We start from the raw sequence: 14,987 nt of genomic DNA on the forward strand, positions 1-14,987 counted from the left end.
AGCTTTCACTAGCCCAAACCTCTAATTTTATACACATACATTTACCTAATAGCCTTTTAACCTACATAAATCAAACCTGTGCAATTCAAATCCGACAGTTCCCGAAATCCTAAAGAGCGATAAAAGGCTAAATTTTTGTCTGACTGCTCTGTTACTAGCTGAATCTGATAAACATCTGCAAATGTCTCCAGCGTTTGTCGAACCAATTCTCGACCGATACCTTGGCGCTGATAAGACGGAAAAACTAACAAGTCCTGAATGAAAACACTAGAAAATCCGTCTCCGACTGCTCGAAGGAGACCAACTAACTGTTCCCCATCATAGGCTGATACAGTAAACAGTGAATGCTGAAATGCTTGCTCTAACATATCTGCTCGTTCTGTATAGTTAGTCCAGCTAACAGATTGATAAAGTGGAAGTAAGTCTTCAATTGCAATTTGTCTATTTGCAAAATAATGAATCATTCTTGTCTCCTTTTTGCAGCCAAATGTGCTGAAAAGCCGCAATGTCCCGATAAGGAGACTGTTGGCAAACTACAAGCTCTACCTCCAGCATCTTTTCCCGCCAGTCATTAGCAGTCTTCACTGCATTGTCTTGCAAGCCATAGAAAATTCGGATTCCTTGATAGTCCTGAACAGTCAGTTCAATGTCAATTTTTTGTAATAAGTCTGCTATTTCATAATAGGTTGCTTGTCCCATTGTATGCGATTGATAGGACTTACCTGATAATAAATCCAATGCTAAATTTGTATCATTTGCAAACACAACCGTCTGCATAATCCGCCCCACTTCATTGTGCTTGATGAGAGAAATCTGTCCGCCTTCTTTTAGCACTCTGCTAAATTCAGCTAGGTAAAGAGCTGGCTCATCCACATACTCCAGAACATTGTGGCAAATGATAAGGTCAAAACGAGCACTTGGAATTTCCTTCAACATTTCCAGACTGCCTTGTAGTTGATGATAATGAAAATTCTTCTTCCGCTCTGCAATCATCTCGCCATTTGGCTCTATGGCTGTTACCTGATTGTGTTGTGCTAAAAAATCCGCTACCAAGCCAAAACCACTACCGAAATCCAGCACTTCCTTATTTTTTATATGCGCTAACTGGGCAAAGAGAACATCATAATAAAGCTTGCCCCATGGTTGGTTTAAAAATGCCTTGTAAGCTGTCACATCCATAAATTTCTCCTACTTATAATTGAACATTTTACTAGCTAGTTTATCACCAATATTTGGAAAAAGCGTGTAAAGTTTGTGGGCTGCTTTCAGAGCGAAAGGCATCGTCAGCTCCCGCTTCTTTTTTCCAAAATTGTCCACAATTTGCTTAGCAACGACATCCGCTTCTAAAATATACTTATCAACCGCCTTGACATAACTGCCGTCAGGGTCAGCTTTGTCGAAGAAAGCCGTCCTAATTGGTCCCGGATTAACGGTGGTCACATAGACATTGTAAGGCATCAACTCTAAACGCAAAGCATTGGAAAAGCCAATCCCAGCAAACTTGGTAGCCGAGTAAAGACTGGATTTGGCACTGGCAATCAGCCCAGCTGTGCTAACAAGATTGACAATATGCCCATGACCCGCTTGCTTCATCTGCTCTCCGAAAAGACGAGACAGATTCATAAGAGCAAATGTGTTGACTTCAAACATGGCATGAATATCCTCGTTGCTAATCTTGTCAAATTCCTCAAAAATACCGTAACCAGCATTGTTGACTAAAACATCCACCTGAGCATACTTCTGGTAAATTTCTTCAGTAAAAGCTTCTAAAGCTTTGTAATCTGTAATATCTAACTCAACTAATTCACAATGCGCATGATTTGAATAAAGTTTTGTTAATTTTTCTAGGCTGCGTCCCACTAAAATCAGCTGGTCATTTGGCAACAACTTCACCATTTCCTGAGCCACACCGCCACTAGCCCCTGTAATAACAATTGTTCGCATGTGTTCTCCTTATTTTTCTTCTAAAAAATCCGTTTGGTTTTCAACCTCAAAAACAAGCGTTTTTGTATTCAATAGACTAATGCTGCAATGTTTAACGTGGAATAGATTGCTTTTATTCGTCCATTCTATCTGGTTCACTAAATGATAGATAATGTTAATCACTCCACCATGTGTGACCACAATTTGTGTCTCATCTGAATTATTATTTTCCTGCAAGAAGCGTTGAAACCAAGTTTTTATCCGTTGATAAAATTCTCTCGGACTTTCTCCATTTGGATAATGCTCGTCCATTGCAAGACTTCTAAAATAAAGACGAGGAAATTTTTGATCAGCTTCACTATTTAACATTCCTGCTAAATCACCATTATTCGTTTCTCGTAAGCTGCTTTCTTTCTCCAACGGCAGTTGAAGCGCCTCCGCTAAAATTGTTGCAGTTGTCTCAGCTCTTTTTAAATCACTCGTAATCATTTTCGTAAAATGATAGTCTTCTTTGTGTTGGACTAAGTAATCTGCTAACGTTTTTGCTTCTCTTTTCCCTTCAGGAAGCAAATCGAGCTGACTCCAGCCACCTCTGTGTTGATCAGAATCTTTCCCATGTCTGACAAATAATATGTTCATGATTTCCTCTTTCCTTTAAATTTTAAGAATTATCCTTGCCAAAAATTCATAGTTCTACTTCTTCTAAATCCTTGACCAAGTGAACGTTTTTAAAAATGGAACTGGCATCTCTGCGCATTTGACCTATATCTTTTGATAGAAAGCGTGCGCTAATATGATTGAGAAGGAGACGCTTGGCACCAGCTTCTCTAGCAACTTCTGCTGCCTGCATATTAGTAGAATGTCCGTGGTTCTTGGCGATTTTCTCGTCCCCTTTACCATAAGTTGACTCATGTACCAAGACGTCTGCATTAACAGCAAGCCGCACACTGGCATGCGTTTTACGCGTATCTCCCAGAATAGTAATGATCTTGCCAGGTCGTGGAGCTGAAATGTAATCCGCTGCTATAATCTTCGTCCCGTCTTCCAGTACTACATCTTCTCCATTTTTCACCTTACCAAAGAGAGGTCCAAAAGGAAGACCAGCAGCTTTCAATTTCTCAGCATCTAACGTTCCTTCTAAATCTTTCTGCATAACGCGATAACCTACACAAAAAATGCTGTGGTCTAGCTTTTCTGCATAAACCGTAAATTTGTCAGTTTCCAAAATTTTTCCTAAGTGTTTTTCGTCAAATTCATGAAAATGAATCCGATAAGGCAGGCGCGACCCCGACACATGAAGGCTCGTCATGACAAAACTTTTAATACCGACCGGTCCATATATTTCAATATCTGTTTGCTCTTCATTAGCTTGAAATGATCGAGTGGATAAAAAACCCGGTAGACCAAAAATATGATCCCCATGCAAATGAGTGATAAAAATCTTTCTGATTTTGCGCGGTCGAATCGCTGTCTCTAAAATACGATTCTGGGTTCCTTCACCACAATCAAACATCCAAATTTCATTGATTTCATCCAATAGTTTCAAAACCAGACTAGAAACATTCCGAGCCTTAGAAGGCTGACCAGCTCCTGTACCTAAAAATTGTAGTTGCATCTTTTTCTTTCTATTTTTTCTTAATATAAATCATCGCAGAGCGATTCTGAGAACGATAATAAAGCTGACCAGCATAGTCTTGAGCCAACTGAATCAGCTCTTCCTGATTGTACCCTTCCAGTTTCAGGCGACCATCTGCTAGCTTATAAAGATCTGTCAGAGCAGAGAGCGGCTGCTTTTGGACTACTTCTTCAGGAATTGCTGGCATCATCCGAATGACATTTTCCTCTTCATAAACCAGATAGTGAGGGAAAATCTGAGCAATTTCAAAAAGCAAATTGGACTCAATTTCCTCTGGACGTTCCGAGAAAATCAAGCCAATTTCATCCTCATTTTCAAAGCAAAAACCATAAGACTTACCTGAAAGATTCAGGCGAATAAAAGGTTTTTCCTCCTCAAAGCTAGGATGGTCGTTAAAAAGAGCCAATTCTTTACTTAGTTCTAGAAAATAAGTTGTTGCAGCTTCCGGACTCTTTTTTTGATAGAGTTCCGAAAAATACGCATTGATAACACTTGGCGGTGGCGTGATAAAAGTCATTTTTTGCGAATCGGACAGCTTGTCCAGAACCTTTTCTAGGTAAATACGGTCTAAACTCGTAAAGCCACCGTATTTAAGCGCTAAATTGATATAATCAGTCATAAAATTCTTCTAGTCTCCATTTATTTTTTTCTGCTATATAGCCAGAAATCATTTCACTTTCTTCCAGATACTCTCTCTTATCAATGATTGCCAGACTTTCCAATTCATGTAACTTATAAGCCTTGCTAGGACTAACCCTGATACGAAAAGGGACAAAAAGTTCTCTCATCTTATTCAACAGAGCATTCTGCAAAACTGTTCTGCTATTTTCATTTTTCGCCGAAATCAGGACATAGGGAGTTAAGGTTGGAGTGAAGTTCTCTGCTTTGTCTGCTTTATTATAGAGGGTCAAGCGAGGAATGTCTAGCATATCCAAGTCCTTCATAATAGCCAAGACCGTTTTTTCATGTTCTTCGTGGTTAGGGTTGCTGGCGTCAATCACATGAACTAAAAGGTCCACATTTTTACTCTCTTCCAAAGTGGATTTGAAGCTAGATATTAACTCGGTTGGTAAGTCTTGAATAAATCCGACCGTATCCGTCAATGTTACATTGAATCTGCCTGTCAGATTGACGCTTTTAGTTGTCGCATCCAAAGTAGCAAAAAGTTCGTCCGCCTCATATTGACTCTTGTTGGTCAAGGCATTCATAATGGTAGACTTTCCAGCATTAGTGTAACCAATCAGACCGATTTTAAAAACACTAGAATCCAAACGTTTTTCCCGTACAGTTGCGCGGTTTTTCTCTACAATTTTGAGTTGGCGCTCGATATCGTGGATCTGATTGCGAACACTACGACGATTGAGTTCCAACTGACTTTCACCAGGACCGCGGGAACCAATTCCCCCAGCCTGACGGCTGAGCATGATCCCCTGCCCGACCAAGCGAGGCAAGAGATATTTAAGTTGAGCCAAGTGAACTTGAAGTTTTCCTTCGTGACTCCTAGCCCGCATAGCAAAAATATCCAAAATTAATTGCATGCGGTCAATAACCTTGACCCCTAGAATTTCTTCCAAATTGATATTCTGGCGAGGTGTCAGACGATTATTGACAATGACGGTGGAAATATCATCTGCTTCTACCATACGCTTGATTTCTTCTAATTTTCCAGCACCAACAAAAGTCTTGCTATCATACTTCTCTCGTTTCTGAGTGTAAGAGGAAACCACTTGAGCGCCAGCAGTCTTGGCTAAACTGGCTAATTCTTCCATAGACATGGAGAAATTTTCTATTCCCTGCAATTCCACTCCAATAAGGATCACTCGTTCCTGCTGTTTTTCTGTTTCAATCATTCAAAAATTCCTCTATATCCTGCATAATCCGTTCTTTGACATTCGGATCTGAAACCTGATAAAAAGTAGCATTCATGCGATTTCTAAACCAGGTTAGCTGTCGTTTGGCAAAGCGACGAGTATTTTGTTTGAGTTTATTGATAGCTTCCTCCAAGGCCAACTCTCCAGCAAAGTAGGGGAAAAGTTCCTTGTAGCCAATTCCTTTGCTGGCTTGGACATGTGGATAGTTGTCATAGAGCCACTTCGCCTCTTCTAAAAGTCCAGCCTTTAGCATTAGATCTACTCGCTGATTGATACGCTCATAGAGAATCTCTCGATCATCGTCCAGACAAATCAGCAGGGCTTCATAGTCAGTCTGTTTGTTTTCAAGTTCATTCCCCAAATGAGCAATTTCCAGCGCTCGCATAGCCCGCCTGCGGTTAATCTGGGGAATTTTGATGCCCAGCTCTGCTATTTTGCCAAATAATTCCTTATCAGCCAAGGTATCTAGCTCGGCTCGATAAGCTAAAATCTCCTCATGAGAAGCTGACCCCCCCAGATGATAGCCCTCCAGCAAGCTTTGAATGTAAAGTCCTGTTCCGCCTGCAATAATCGGCAGTTTCCCTTTTGCTACAATCATCTCAATAGTAGCCTCTGCTTCCTTTACAAAGTCAAAGGCTGAATAAGACTCGGTCACTTCCCGGACATCTATCAAATAATGAGGAATCCCCTCCTGCTCATCTGGACTGACTTTAGCCGTTCCGATGTCCAGTTTTCTATACACTTGCTGACTATCACCACTAATAATCTCACCATTGAAACGTTTTGCGAGGTCTATGCTGAGAGCTGTTTTTCCGACAGCAGTTGGTCCTACAATTACAATTATCTTGGTTTTCATCTTTTCCCTTGAAAAAAATTTAATTTTTCGTTACTATATATTATAACATAAATAAAGTTCAGAAAAGGAGAAATCTCATGGCTAAAGGATTTGTTAAAGGTGTTGTAACTGGCGTAGCTGGTACTGTTGCTGCTGTTGCAGGTGCAGTTTATACATTCAAGAAAAAAGTGATTGAACCTGAAGAAAAGAAAGCAGCTTTCATCGAAGAAAACCGTAAAAAAGCAGCTCGCAAACGTGTATCACACTAATAGCTTATATATTATAAAAACTCCAATGGATAACTCACTAGAAAAATGAGTATCTGTTGGAGTTTTTTTACACGTTCTTTCTCATACTATAAAAGACAGTTTTTTTATTCATAACGCAAGGATTCAATCGGATCTAATTTAGAAGCCTTATTAGCCGGCAAAATACCGAAAACAATCCCGATAGTTGCAGAAAAGAGCACACTTCCGACAGCAGATACTGTCGTAATGGTAGGTGGAGCTCCGAAAAATGCATCCAAACTATGACCGATAGATGCCACGATAAGAGCTGCTAAAGCAAGCCCAATCAAACCGCCAATCGCTGTCAACACCATTGACTCAATGACAAATTGCATCAAGATATTACCACGTGTGGCTCCAAGGGCTTTCCGAAGACCGATTTCACGGGTTCGTTCTGTTACCGATACAAGCATAATATTCATAACACCGATACCACCAACGAGAAGTGCTATCCCAGCAATCGCTCCAAAAACCACTTGTACAATGGCAACCTGACTTTGAATAGCAGCTAATTGACTGGCTTGATCAAACATCTGGTACTCGCCTTCTCTCACACCAGACAATTTTGTCATCAAGCGCGCAGCTGCGCTTCCGTCTTTCAGCACATCATCTAATTTTTTAACATGTACCACGACATTCATAATCTCAGCAACATTGTATTCAGCTGCCAACTGAGTGTTAGCCATTAGTAAATTTCCGTTGTTCATATTGGCTAAGCGATTTCGCGTTTCATTCGGATCTTTATAAACCCCAATCACACGGTAATTATTAGATCCTAGCTGGACAATCTGATTGAGCGCCTTATCTGCACCTCCAAAAAGAATATCAGCTAGTTTCGTATCCAGTAATACAACTCTTGCAAATGTTTGATAATCATTTGATTTCAATGTCCGTCCTGCAACGATTTGGTATTTCTTTACTGTAAAGTAAGTGGAATTGATACCTGTTATAGGAATATTATCCGCCTTTTTCTTACCATAATTTACCGTAGCGGTTGTGTTATTTGTAACATAATAATTGTCAATTCCGCTAATATCATTAACCGCTTGCTTGACCCAAACTTCTTGGATTCGAGGCTCTTCTTCTGTCGAAACTGTCTCATCACCATTTCCACTTTCAGCATCGTCACGCATCTCTTGATACGTCATAACACCATCACCGTTTTTACTTCTCTTGTGTGAGTAAAATAAGGAAACATCTTGCTGTGCACCACCCAAAACATCTGTGAAGGCATTGGACATACCACTTCCTAGAGCCACAATAACCACAACAGACATAACACCAATGATAATGCCCAACATCGTTAAGAAAGAGCGCATTTTATGCCCCATAATGGAGTTGATTGCAAATTTCCAATTCTGCATCATGCTTCTCCTTTCTTACTGTCTGATGAGATGACACCGTCTCGAATAACGATTTGTCGTTTTGCAAAGGCTGCAATCTCAGGCTCATGAGTGACCATGATAATGGTTTTTCCTTCACGATTTAGCTCCGTCAGCAATTCCATAATTTGCTCACCCGTCTTGGTATCCAAGGCTCCCGTCGGCTCATCTGCTAAGATAATGGAGGGATGATTGACCAAGGCACGCGCAATAGCCACCCGTTGCTTTTGCCCACCAGAAAGTTCTGATGGTAAATGGTGTATCCGCGTTTCTAACTCAACTTTTTTAAGATATTGCTCTGCTAAAGCTTTCCGTTTGGATTGAGAAACCCCTGCATAAATCAAAGGAAGTTCTACATTTTGAAGAGCATTTAATTTTGACAAGAGGAAGAATTGTTGGAAAACGAAGCCAATCTGCTGATTACGCACTTTGGCTAGCTTTTTCTCACTGAGCTTGGCAACTTCTTCACCTTCCAAGTAATATTCACCACTCGTTGGGCGATCCAACATACCAATGATATTCATCAAGGTTGACTTTCCTGAGCCAGAAGGCCCCATAATCGCAACAAATTCACCTTCTTCAACTTCTAAATGAACATCTTTCAAAACTTGAAGCTCCTGATCTCCATTGCGATAACTTTTGCTAACATTTTTTAAATCAATGAGTTTCTTCATACGATTTCACCTCTTGACCGTCTTTCAAGCTATCTGTTGGATTGGTGATAACTTTACTATCTTTTGTCAAACCAGATGAGATTTCTTGATTTTTAGCATCTGCATTTCCTAGTGTCACTTGCACTTTTTTTGCAGTTCCTTTTTCTAGTGTCCAAACATAGTTTTTATTGTTTTCAGAAACAACGCTGCTGACCGGCACTAGAATCCCTCTTGTATTGTTTTTTACTTCAACATTGACGGAAAATCCTTGCTTCAAATCACCAATTTCGCTTGTAATATCTACTGTATAGGGGTATTTTGCTCCTGAATTTGCAGTACCTGCACCAGCTGCTGCTGTATTTTGATTGTCTTTTGGATAATTTGAGATATAGCTGATTTTCCCAGTCCATTTCTTATCTGGATAGACCTTGGACGTAATCGTCACTTCTTGTCCAACTGAAAGATTTGCCAGATTATACTCTGATAGCTCTCCCTTCACTTGCAGGTTTCCGTTATTGACAATATGAACGAGTGTTTGATTAGTACCTGTCGTAGATTTAGAAACATCACGATTGACTTCTACTACAGTTCCATTATTTGTACTGATGACAGTCGTTGCATCTAGTAATGCCTGTGCTTTATTGATATTGTCCACAGCATCTGCGCGATTGTCCTGCAAATCCTTTAATTGAGAATCCACCGAACGTTGTGCAGACGCAGTTGTTTTATTATCTGCCGCTTCATCACCCGTCACATCAACAGTTGTTCCATACGTTTTCAAATCATAAATTTGGCGATCAATCTTGTTTAAAGCACGAACAGCAGCATCATATGTAGCTTGTGCTTCAACACTCTTGTATTGAACTAAAGCTTGTCCGGCTGTAACTTGATCTCCAACATTTACAAGAACATTATCCAAATCGCCCTTTGTCCCGTCATAATAGACATATTGCTCATTGTTAGCCGCAACATTTCCTGACAGCAAAACAGATGAAGCAACTGACCCTTCTTTTGCTTTCTGCACTTGAATCGTTTCTTCTTTATCTTTATCAGCAGTACTATTACCATTAAACAATAACATCGTACCTATCGCTCCTAAAACGACAACCACAGTTATACCAATCAAGCTGTACAACTGCCACTTTTTCAATTTTTTCATCTCTTTCTCCTCCTGATGAAAACGGTCTATTCTTTATATTATAACACATACGATTAAAAATAAGATAACATCTATAAGAAATCCTTTACTCTTTTAACATCCGTCTACCTTCTTTCTAGTTATTTTATGTTGTATTAAATATATAATACAATGATACAATTAAATAATCAAGCCTTTTATCAATTTTTGTAGCAGATTTTTGCAATCATTTTCTAAAAACGTTACAATGATTTCATACTACAGATAAAAAGGAGACTCGTATGAGAACATTTGATATCATTGCCATTGGTGGCGGTAGTGGAGGAATTGCAACCATGAACCGTGCTGGAGAACACGGTGCAAAAGCTGCCGTTATTGAAGAAAAGAAATTAGGGGGCACCTGTGTCAACGTCGGCTGTGTTCCTAAAAAAATCATGTGGTATGGCGCCCAGATTGCCGAAGCCATTCGCGATTATGGACCAGACTATGGTTTTACTTCGGATAATCAGCAGTTTGACTTTAAGACGCTTCGGAAGAATCGCGAAGCCTATATTGATCGTGCCCGCAATTCTTACAATAATAGTTTCAATCGAAATGGCGTTGAGTTGATTGAAGGTCGCGCCAAATTCATAGACCGCCATACAGTTGAAGTCAACGGCGAGCTTATCCAAGCCAAGCATATTGTCATCGCAACTGGTGCTCACCCTCATATTCCAGCAGTATCCGGAGCAGAATTCGGTGAAACCTCTGACGATGTTTTTGCATGGGAAAAACTCCCTCAATCCGTTGCCATTCTTGGTGCCGGCTATATCGCAGTTGAACTAGCTGGACTTCTTCATGCTCTGGGTGTAAAAACAGACCTTTTCGTTCGTCGAGATCGTCCTCTCCGCAATTTTGATTCTTATATCATCGATGGTCTTGTGGAAGAAATGAAGAAATCAGGTCCTACTCTACATACGCACAAAATACCAGAAAGGCTTGAAAAACTTGAAAACGGAGCGATTCGCATTACCTTCGAGGACGGAACGAGCCACACCGCTCAACACGTCATCTGGGCAACTGGGCGGACTGCAAACACCAAAGGGTTGAATTTAGAGGCAGCTGGTGTTACCCTAAATTCTCGTGGCTTTATAGCAGTTGACGAATTTCAAAATACAGCAACATCGGGTATTTATGCTCTAGGAGATGTTACAGGCGAAAAAGAATTAACCCCTGTTGCTATCAAAGCAGGTCGTACCTTAGCCGAACGCTTATTTAATGGAAAAACTGAAGCTAAAATGGATTATTCTAACATTCCAACTGTTGTCTTCTCTCACCCAGCGATTGGTACAGTTGGCTTGACCGAAGAGCAGGCGATTCAACAATACGGAGCAGAAAGTATCCATATTTACACTTCTAACTTTGCTTCCATGTATTCAGCTGTCACCCAACACCGACAACAAGCCAAGTTCAAGCTCATTACAATGGGGATAGATGAGAAAATCATTGGTCTCCACGGAATTGGCTATGGAGTTGATGAGATGATTCAAGGCTTTGCAGTTGCTATCAAAATGGGAGCTACCAAAGCAGATTTTGATGCGACTGTCGCCATTCACCCAACTGGTTCAGAAGAGTTTGTCACCATGCGTTAATCGTAGAGACGCTTCTCATAAATATCTTCCTCCCAGAGTTTTTCCAATTTTATCTCAATAGTCAGAATGGCTGCCAACGTCTCTGACTATTTTAGTTTACACGATAACTTCTTCTCATTCCATAACTTATTCTTTCATATTATCTGCTAGGGAGTGGGACAGAACTAAAAGTTTTCGATTTTTAGTTCGTAGTCCAACCCCCGCAAGGGTGATTAGGTGCTCTTCCGAGCTTGAACAGTGAATGAAGAGCCCAATCATAGTGGCTTGCTGTGCAAGGCTGATTTCCCGCCTTTAACAATTCACTGAATTGTTGAAGCTACGTTATTCGTTTATTACTAAATCTAATAGAAACTGGGACAATTTTTGCCCAGTCTCTCCTTTTTCCTGTGATTTTTTAGTTGATAAAGATGTACATTTTGTTATGATAATATTAAAGCGATTTTACGAGGAGGTGCTTTTATGCAAAAGACCAAAACAATTCTGACAACTGTCTTACTTATCTTTTTAAATGTCTTTGGACTAATTGCATTTTTGATATTATTCCTTCGCAGTAAAAATAAAAGGAAAGCAATATCGCGGAAAAAGTAAATATTTTGATAAAAAGGTAAATTCAGTCTATGCTTTCGCCTTTTTATTTAACCCTTGACATTTTTCTTATTTGTTTTATAATAGTTACCATATTATAAAACAAAGGGTTACAATTATGAAAAAATTATTTACACTCGTTTTACCAGCAATTGGCGCAGCTTTGATAGCCGTTTTTGCTCAGATTACTATTCCTATCGGTCCAGTACCTTTTGCTTTGCAAAATATGGCAATTGGCTTAGTGGCTACTATTTTTCATCGAAAAGAAGCTCTATTAGCAGTCGCTCTTTATCTTCTCTTAGGCGCTATCGGTCTTCCTGTCTTTGCAGGAGGAAGCGGTGGATTTCAAGCACTTGTCGGTCCAAATGCAGGTTATCTCTGGTTTTATTTGTTCTACGCCCTAGTAACAGCTAGTCTAACTTCCAAAAATAGCAGCTTTTTAACGATATTCGTATCAAATCTACTCGGAGATGCTTTGGTTTTTGTCGGTGGTGTACTTGGTTTAATGTTTCTAGCAGGTTTTCAACTTGATAAAGCTATTACAGTCGGAGTCATCCCCTTCATTTTACCAGATCTCATAAAACTGATTGCAATTAGCTTTATCAGTAGACCTATTTTTAAAAGCTTAAAAGATCATTTCTACTTTAAAAATTGATAAAGTTGTCTCACTCCCATTATTAGAACTCACGTGTTGTGGGTTCTTTTTACATTGCTCAAAAAGATTTTTTCATTTTCTTCTTGACAAAAATGACCAACAGTCCTATTATATTTTAAAAAAATAACCGACGGTCACCAAAAGGAGCTCACCATGCCTATTAGAAAAGCAGTCCCAAGCGATATTCCAGCACTCAATAATCTCTTAGAGCAAGTCTTGCTTATTCATCACAACGTCCGACCAGACATTTTCCAAGAGAGTGGTCGCAAATTCAACGATGAACAATTGAAAACACTGATGTCTCAAGAACATACACCAATCTTTGTCTATGAAAATGAAGAAGGTAAAATCTTGGGTCACCTCTTTTGCATCATTAAAGAACCACACAGTCTCGTATTGACACCTATCAAAACACTTTTCATTGAAGACCTTTGCGTTGATGAAAGTGCTCGTGGTCAAAAAATTGGTGAGCAGCTTTGCCGTTTTGCAGAAGAATTTACCCAAGAAATGGACTGTTACAACTTAACCCTTAATGTATGGAATGATAACGCTGGTGCCTTACGGTTTTATGAACATCAAGGTTTTAAACCACAAGAAACCATCATGGAAAAAGTTTTTAAAAAATAGGAAAAGTTCATGAATAAGAGAGAAGAGAAGAAAACGGCGACAAAGCAGAACATTACGGGTTTTTCTTCGGTATCAATATTATCGGGGTTTCAATCATCAGTATGCTTAATCGTCGGTTAGTTGATCGTTTTTCTCTACGAAATCTCTTGCGCATTGCCACTAGCTGTGCTCTTGCTTTTGCTCTTTTACTACTGCTGTTTAATATTGGAAATTTTCGTAGTCTTTGGGCAGTCGTCTTTCCTATACTTCTCATTTTTAGTACCAATAGTATCGTTGCAGCATGTTCAAATGCCGCAGCTCTCAATAGCGCAGAGGATTCGATGACAGGTTCAGCAGCCGCTCTCCTTGGCTCTCTCCAATACGGAAGTGGGATCCTTTCTTCCTTGCTCCTCGCTCTTTTTTCAGATGGCCACTCCTAAAGCCATGGTAGTCATTATTTTTCTAGCCATTCTAGCTTCTACTCTAATGGCTTGGATAGCACGAAAATAAACTATAAAATAAGAAGACAAAGGTGGTATGATCTCTGTCTTCTTATTTTATCAGCAAATCCAACAAATCTTGATAGGACTGAAAATTATAAGTCGGTTTCGCTTGCGTATGATTACTCAAACTTTTAGGGTTATACCAAGCCGTATCAATGCCTGCATTGTTCCCGCCCGCTATGTCTGCTGTCAAAGAATCTCCAATCATTAGAGTTCGATTTTTGTCAAAATTTGGTATTAGCTCTGCTATTTTTTCAAAAAATAGAGCATCGGGTTTTTGCGTGTGGAGTTGCTCAGAGATGAAAATCTGATTAAAATAGGGGGAGATATCCGAGTGAGCCAGTCGACCAGTCTGAATGAAGCCGATACCATTGGTAGCAGCGTAAAGTTCATAATCCGCCTCTGTCAAAACATCCAAGAGCTCACTAGCTCCAGTATAGGTCTGACCATGCTGGGCAATATGCTGCTGGTAATGGAGAGCCAACTCGGCACCGTCCTTATCCATACCAAAGTGGTTAAAGAGACGAGAAAAGCGCGTATTAATCAGTTCAGATTTGGTCAGTTTTTCCTGTTCCAAGTCCCGCCAAAGAGCTTTATTCATAGGAATATAGTAGTCTTTATAAGCCTGAATATCAGCCACACCCTGCTCTTTTAGAAAAGCAGTCAAAGCCAAATCCTCCGCCAAATCAAAATCTAACAAGGTATGGTCAAGATCGAATAGTAGAAATTTGTAATGCAATTTTGTCGTTTTCCTTTCTAGGGGATACAAACTATTTATAATTATTTGGAAAATATTCTTTTCCCAGCTGCCATAAATATTGGTCTATTTGTTTAAGATTGAATTGCTCTAGTCCGTAATAACTTCTAAAGGTCAGAATTAGGTTCTTGAATTGCTGGTAATCCTTTAAATCAGCATTCTTAAACTTTGCAAAATGATCTGTTTTTCTAAAGTACTTCAACACCTTTTCAACATAACTATCGTATATGGGATACGCTAAAGGATTGTGATGCGAGCAATGCTTAGTTGCAAAAGAATAGAATTTTCGCTGCACACCTTCTTTTATGGTTATATTTTGAATTTCATTTACTAGAAAAATATCACCACTCTTTAACCTCTCATCAATGTCAAGTGATAAAATATGTTTTGCTACAGGAAATATTGAAAAAAATATTAGTACTATAAAAGTCATTTAGTGTTGCAACCTTTAACAGAATATCTGAAATATCTGTATTTTTCGGTGATAGTTCAAAAAACAAGCGATCTAATGCAGTTTCTTGTAAT

General features: G+C 39.5%; 18 protein-coding genes. 5 read left to right on the forward strand and 13 right to left on the reverse strand.

Translation table 11 applies throughout. From position 1 onward, the window contains the following. Window positions 1-56: 56 nt before the first annotated feature. Genes EHW89_RS05380 through miaA form a run of 8 tightly spaced genes read right to left on the reverse strand, consistent with a single transcriptional unit; the run spans window position 57 to window position 6,286 of the window. Window positions 57-464, reverse strand: coding sequence for a GNAT family N-acetyltransferase (locus EHW89_RS05380; RefSeq protein WP_126467133.1), 408 nt, complete (start codon window positions 462-464; stop codon window positions 57-59). Beyond that, window positions 442-1,179: a class I SAM-dependent methyltransferase gene (locus EHW89_RS05385; RefSeq protein ID WP_126467135.1), complete on the reverse strand. Its 738-nt coding sequence runs from the start codon at window positions 1,177-1,179 to the stop codon at window positions 442-444. The genes EHW89_RS05380 and EHW89_RS05385 overlap by 23 nt, the downstream gene beginning before the upstream one ends. 9 nt (window positions 1,180-1,188) lie before the next feature. After that, window positions 1,189-1,944, reverse strand: a complete 756-nt coding sequence (locus tag EHW89_RS05390) for an SDR family NAD(P)-dependent oxidoreductase (RefSeq protein WP_126467137.1) — start codon at window positions 1,942-1,944, stop codon at window positions 1,189-1,191. Window positions 1,945-1,953: 9 nt separating this feature from the next. Continuing rightward, window positions 1,954-2,562: a histidine phosphatase family protein gene (locus tag EHW89_RS05395; protein ID WP_126467139.1), complete on the reverse strand. Its 609-nt coding sequence runs from the start codon at window positions 2,560-2,562 to the stop codon at window positions 1,954-1,956. Window positions 2,563-2,608: 46 nt separating this feature from the next. Beyond that, window positions 2,609-3,538, reverse strand: coding sequence for a ribonuclease Z (gene rnz, locus EHW89_RS05400; protein ID WP_126467141.1), 930 nt, complete (start codon window positions 3,536-3,538; stop codon window positions 2,609-2,611). Window positions 3,539-3,548: 10 nt separating this feature from the next. Next, entirely contained in the window at window positions 3,549-4,178 is a 630-nt protein-coding gene (locus EHW89_RS05405; protein ID WP_126467143.1) for a cystathionine beta-lyase, read from the reverse strand. Further along, window positions 4,171-5,409, reverse strand: a complete 1,239-nt coding sequence (gene hflX, locus EHW89_RS05410) for a GTPase HflX (RefSeq protein WP_126467145.1) — start codon at window positions 5,407-5,409, stop codon at window positions 4,171-4,173. Before hflX ends, EHW89_RS05405 begins: the two co-directional genes overlap by 8 nt. Further along, the gene (miaA, locus tag EHW89_RS05415) at window positions 5,402-6,286 is read right to left on the reverse strand and encodes a tRNA (adenosine(37)-N6)-dimethylallyltransferase MiaA (protein WP_126467147.1); all 885 of its coding nucleotides are present in this window, start codon (window positions 6,284-6,286) and stop codon (window positions 5,402-5,404) included. The genes hflX and miaA overlap by 8 nt, the downstream gene beginning before the upstream one ends. A gap of 77 nt (window positions 6,287-6,363) precedes the next feature. Between miaA and EHW89_RS05420 the strand changes: the two genes are divergently transcribed. Continuing rightward, window positions 6,364-6,534, forward strand: coding sequence for a DUF3042 family protein (locus EHW89_RS05420; RefSeq protein ID WP_003024081.1), 171 nt, complete (start codon window positions 6,364-6,366; stop codon window positions 6,532-6,534). A gap of 104 nt (window positions 6,535-6,638) precedes the next feature. Here EHW89_RS05420 and EHW89_RS05425 read toward each other — a convergent pair whose 3' ends face one another. Genes EHW89_RS05425 through EHW89_RS05435 form a run of 3 tightly spaced genes read right to left on the reverse strand, consistent with a single transcriptional unit; the run spans window position 6,639 to window position 9,746 of the window. Beyond that, on the reverse strand, window positions 6,639-7,916 hold the full coding sequence (locus tag EHW89_RS05425; RefSeq protein WP_126468071.1) for an ABC transporter permease: 1,278 nt from the start codon (window positions 7,914-7,916) through the stop codon (window positions 6,639-6,641). Continuing rightward, complete coding sequence (locus EHW89_RS05430) at window positions 7,916-8,608, reverse strand: ABC transporter ATP-binding protein (protein ID WP_126467149.1); 693 nt, start codon at window positions 8,606-8,608, stop codon at window positions 7,916-7,918. The genes EHW89_RS05425 and EHW89_RS05430 overlap by 1 nt, the downstream gene beginning before the upstream one ends. After that, window positions 8,592-9,746, reverse strand: coding sequence for an efflux RND transporter periplasmic adaptor subunit (locus EHW89_RS05435; protein WP_126467151.1), 1,155 nt, complete (start codon window positions 9,744-9,746; stop codon window positions 8,592-8,594). The genes EHW89_RS05430 and EHW89_RS05435 overlap by 17 nt, the downstream gene beginning before the upstream one ends. Before the next feature lie 260 nt (window positions 9,747-10,006). Between EHW89_RS05435 and gorA the strand changes: the two genes are divergently transcribed. The 4 genes from gorA (at window position 10,007) to EHW89_RS05455 (ending at window position 13,642) form a co-directional block, all read left to right on the forward strand. Continuing rightward, the gene (gorA, locus tag EHW89_RS05440; protein ID WP_003037880.1) at window positions 10,007-11,356 is read left to right on the forward strand and encodes a glutathione-disulfide reductase; all 1,350 of its coding nucleotides are present in this window, start codon (window positions 10,007-10,009) and stop codon (window positions 11,354-11,356) included. Window positions 11,357-12,059: 703 nt separating this feature from the next. Beyond that, window positions 12,060-12,596: a biotin transporter BioY gene (locus EHW89_RS05445; protein ID WP_126467153.1), complete on the forward strand. Its 537-nt coding sequence runs from the start codon at window positions 12,060-12,062 to the stop codon at window positions 12,594-12,596. Window positions 12,597-12,749: 153 nt separating this feature from the next. Continuing rightward, entirely contained in the window at window positions 12,750-13,223 is a 474-nt protein-coding gene (locus EHW89_RS05450) for a GNAT family N-acetyltransferase (RefSeq protein ID WP_126467154.1), read from the forward strand. A 101-nt stretch (window positions 13,224-13,324) separates the two neighbouring features. Then, window positions 13,325-13,642: an MFS transporter gene (locus EHW89_RS05455; RefSeq protein WP_226997558.1), complete on the forward strand. Its 318-nt coding sequence runs from the start codon at window positions 13,325-13,327 to the stop codon at window positions 13,640-13,642. A gap of 112 nt (window positions 13,643-13,754) precedes the next feature. Here EHW89_RS05455 and EHW89_RS05460 read toward each other — a convergent pair whose 3' ends face one another. Further along, a complete protein-coding gene (locus EHW89_RS05460) occupies window positions 13,755-14,444 on the reverse strand; it encodes a YjjG family noncanonical pyrimidine nucleotidase (RefSeq protein ID WP_003037959.1) in 690 nt (229 codons plus the stop codon). A gap of 31 nt (window positions 14,445-14,475) precedes the next feature. Beyond that, window positions 14,476-14,895, reverse strand: a complete 420-nt coding sequence (locus EHW89_RS09665; protein ID WP_003024064.1) for a hypothetical protein — start codon at window positions 14,893-14,895, stop codon at window positions 14,476-14,478. Window positions 14,896-14,987: the final 92 nt, after the last annotated feature.

Origin of the sequence: Streptococcus periodonticum, from assembly GCF_003963555.1 — a bacterium.
Lineage (GTDB): Bacteria > Bacillota > Bacilli > Lactobacillales > Streptococcaceae > Streptococcus > Streptococcus anginosus.

Excerpts from the sequence above, each read along its gene's own strand:
- EHW89_RS05435 (WP_126467151.1), bottom strand. The coding sequence starts at position 9,746 with ATGAAAAAATTGAAAAAGTGGCAGTTGTACAGCTTGATTGGTATAACT.
- EHW89_RS05420 (WP_003024081.1), top strand. The coding sequence starts at position 6,364 with ATGGCTAAAGGATTTGTTAAAGGTGTTGTAACTGGCGTAGCTGGTACT.
- EHW89_RS05405 (WP_126467143.1), bottom strand. The coding sequence starts at position 4,178 with ATGACTGATTATATCAATTTAGCGCTTAAATACGGTGGCTTTACGAGT.
- EHW89_RS05430 (WP_126467149.1), bottom strand. The coding sequence starts at position 8,608 with ATGAAGAAACTCATTGATTTAAAAAATGTTAGCAAAAGTTATCGCAAT.
- hflX (WP_126467145.1), bottom strand. The coding sequence starts at position 5,409 with ATGATTGAAACAGAAAAACAGCAGGAACGAGTGATCCTTATTGGAGTG.
- EHW89_RS05385 (WP_126467135.1), bottom strand. The coding sequence starts at position 1,179 with ATGGATGTGACAGCTTACAAGGCATTTTTAAACCAACCATGGGGCAAG.
- EHW89_RS05380 (WP_126467133.1), bottom strand. The coding sequence starts at position 464 with ATGATTCATTATTTTGCAAATAGACAAATTGCAATTGAAGACTTACTT.
- miaA (WP_126467147.1), bottom strand. The coding sequence starts at position 6,286 with ATGAAAACCAAGATAATTGTAATTGTAGGACCAACTGCTGTCGGAAAA.
- EHW89_RS05455 (WP_226997558.1), top strand. The coding sequence starts at position 13,325 with ATGCTTAATCGTCGGTTAGTTGATCGTTTTTCTCTACGAAATCTCTTG.
- EHW89_RS05395 (WP_126467139.1), bottom strand. The coding sequence starts at position 2,562 with ATGAACATATTATTTGTCAGACATGGGAAAGATTCTGATCAACACAGA.
- gorA (WP_003037880.1), top strand. The coding sequence starts at position 10,007 with ATGAGAACATTTGATATCATTGCCATTGGTGGCGGTAGTGGAGGAATT.
- EHW89_RS05450 (WP_126467154.1), top strand. The coding sequence starts at position 12,750 with ATGCCTATTAGAAAAGCAGTCCCAAGCGATATTCCAGCACTCAATAAT.
- EHW89_RS09665 (WP_003024064.1), bottom strand. The coding sequence starts at position 14,895 with ATGACTTTTATAGTACTAATATTTTTTTCAATATTTCCTGTAGCAAAA.
- EHW89_RS05425 (WP_126468071.1), bottom strand. The coding sequence starts at position 7,916 with ATGCAGAATTGGAAATTTGCAATCAACTCCATTATGGGGCATAAAATG.
- EHW89_RS05390 (WP_126467137.1), bottom strand. The coding sequence starts at position 1,944 with ATGCGAACAATTGTTATTACAGGGGCTAGTGGCGGTGTGGCTCAGGAA.
- EHW89_RS05445 (WP_126467153.1), top strand. The coding sequence starts at position 12,060 with ATGAAAAAATTATTTACACTCGTTTTACCAGCAATTGGCGCAGCTTTG.
- rnz (WP_126467141.1), bottom strand. The coding sequence starts at position 3,538 with ATGCAACTACAATTTTTAGGTACAGGAGCTGGTCAGCCTTCTAAGGCT.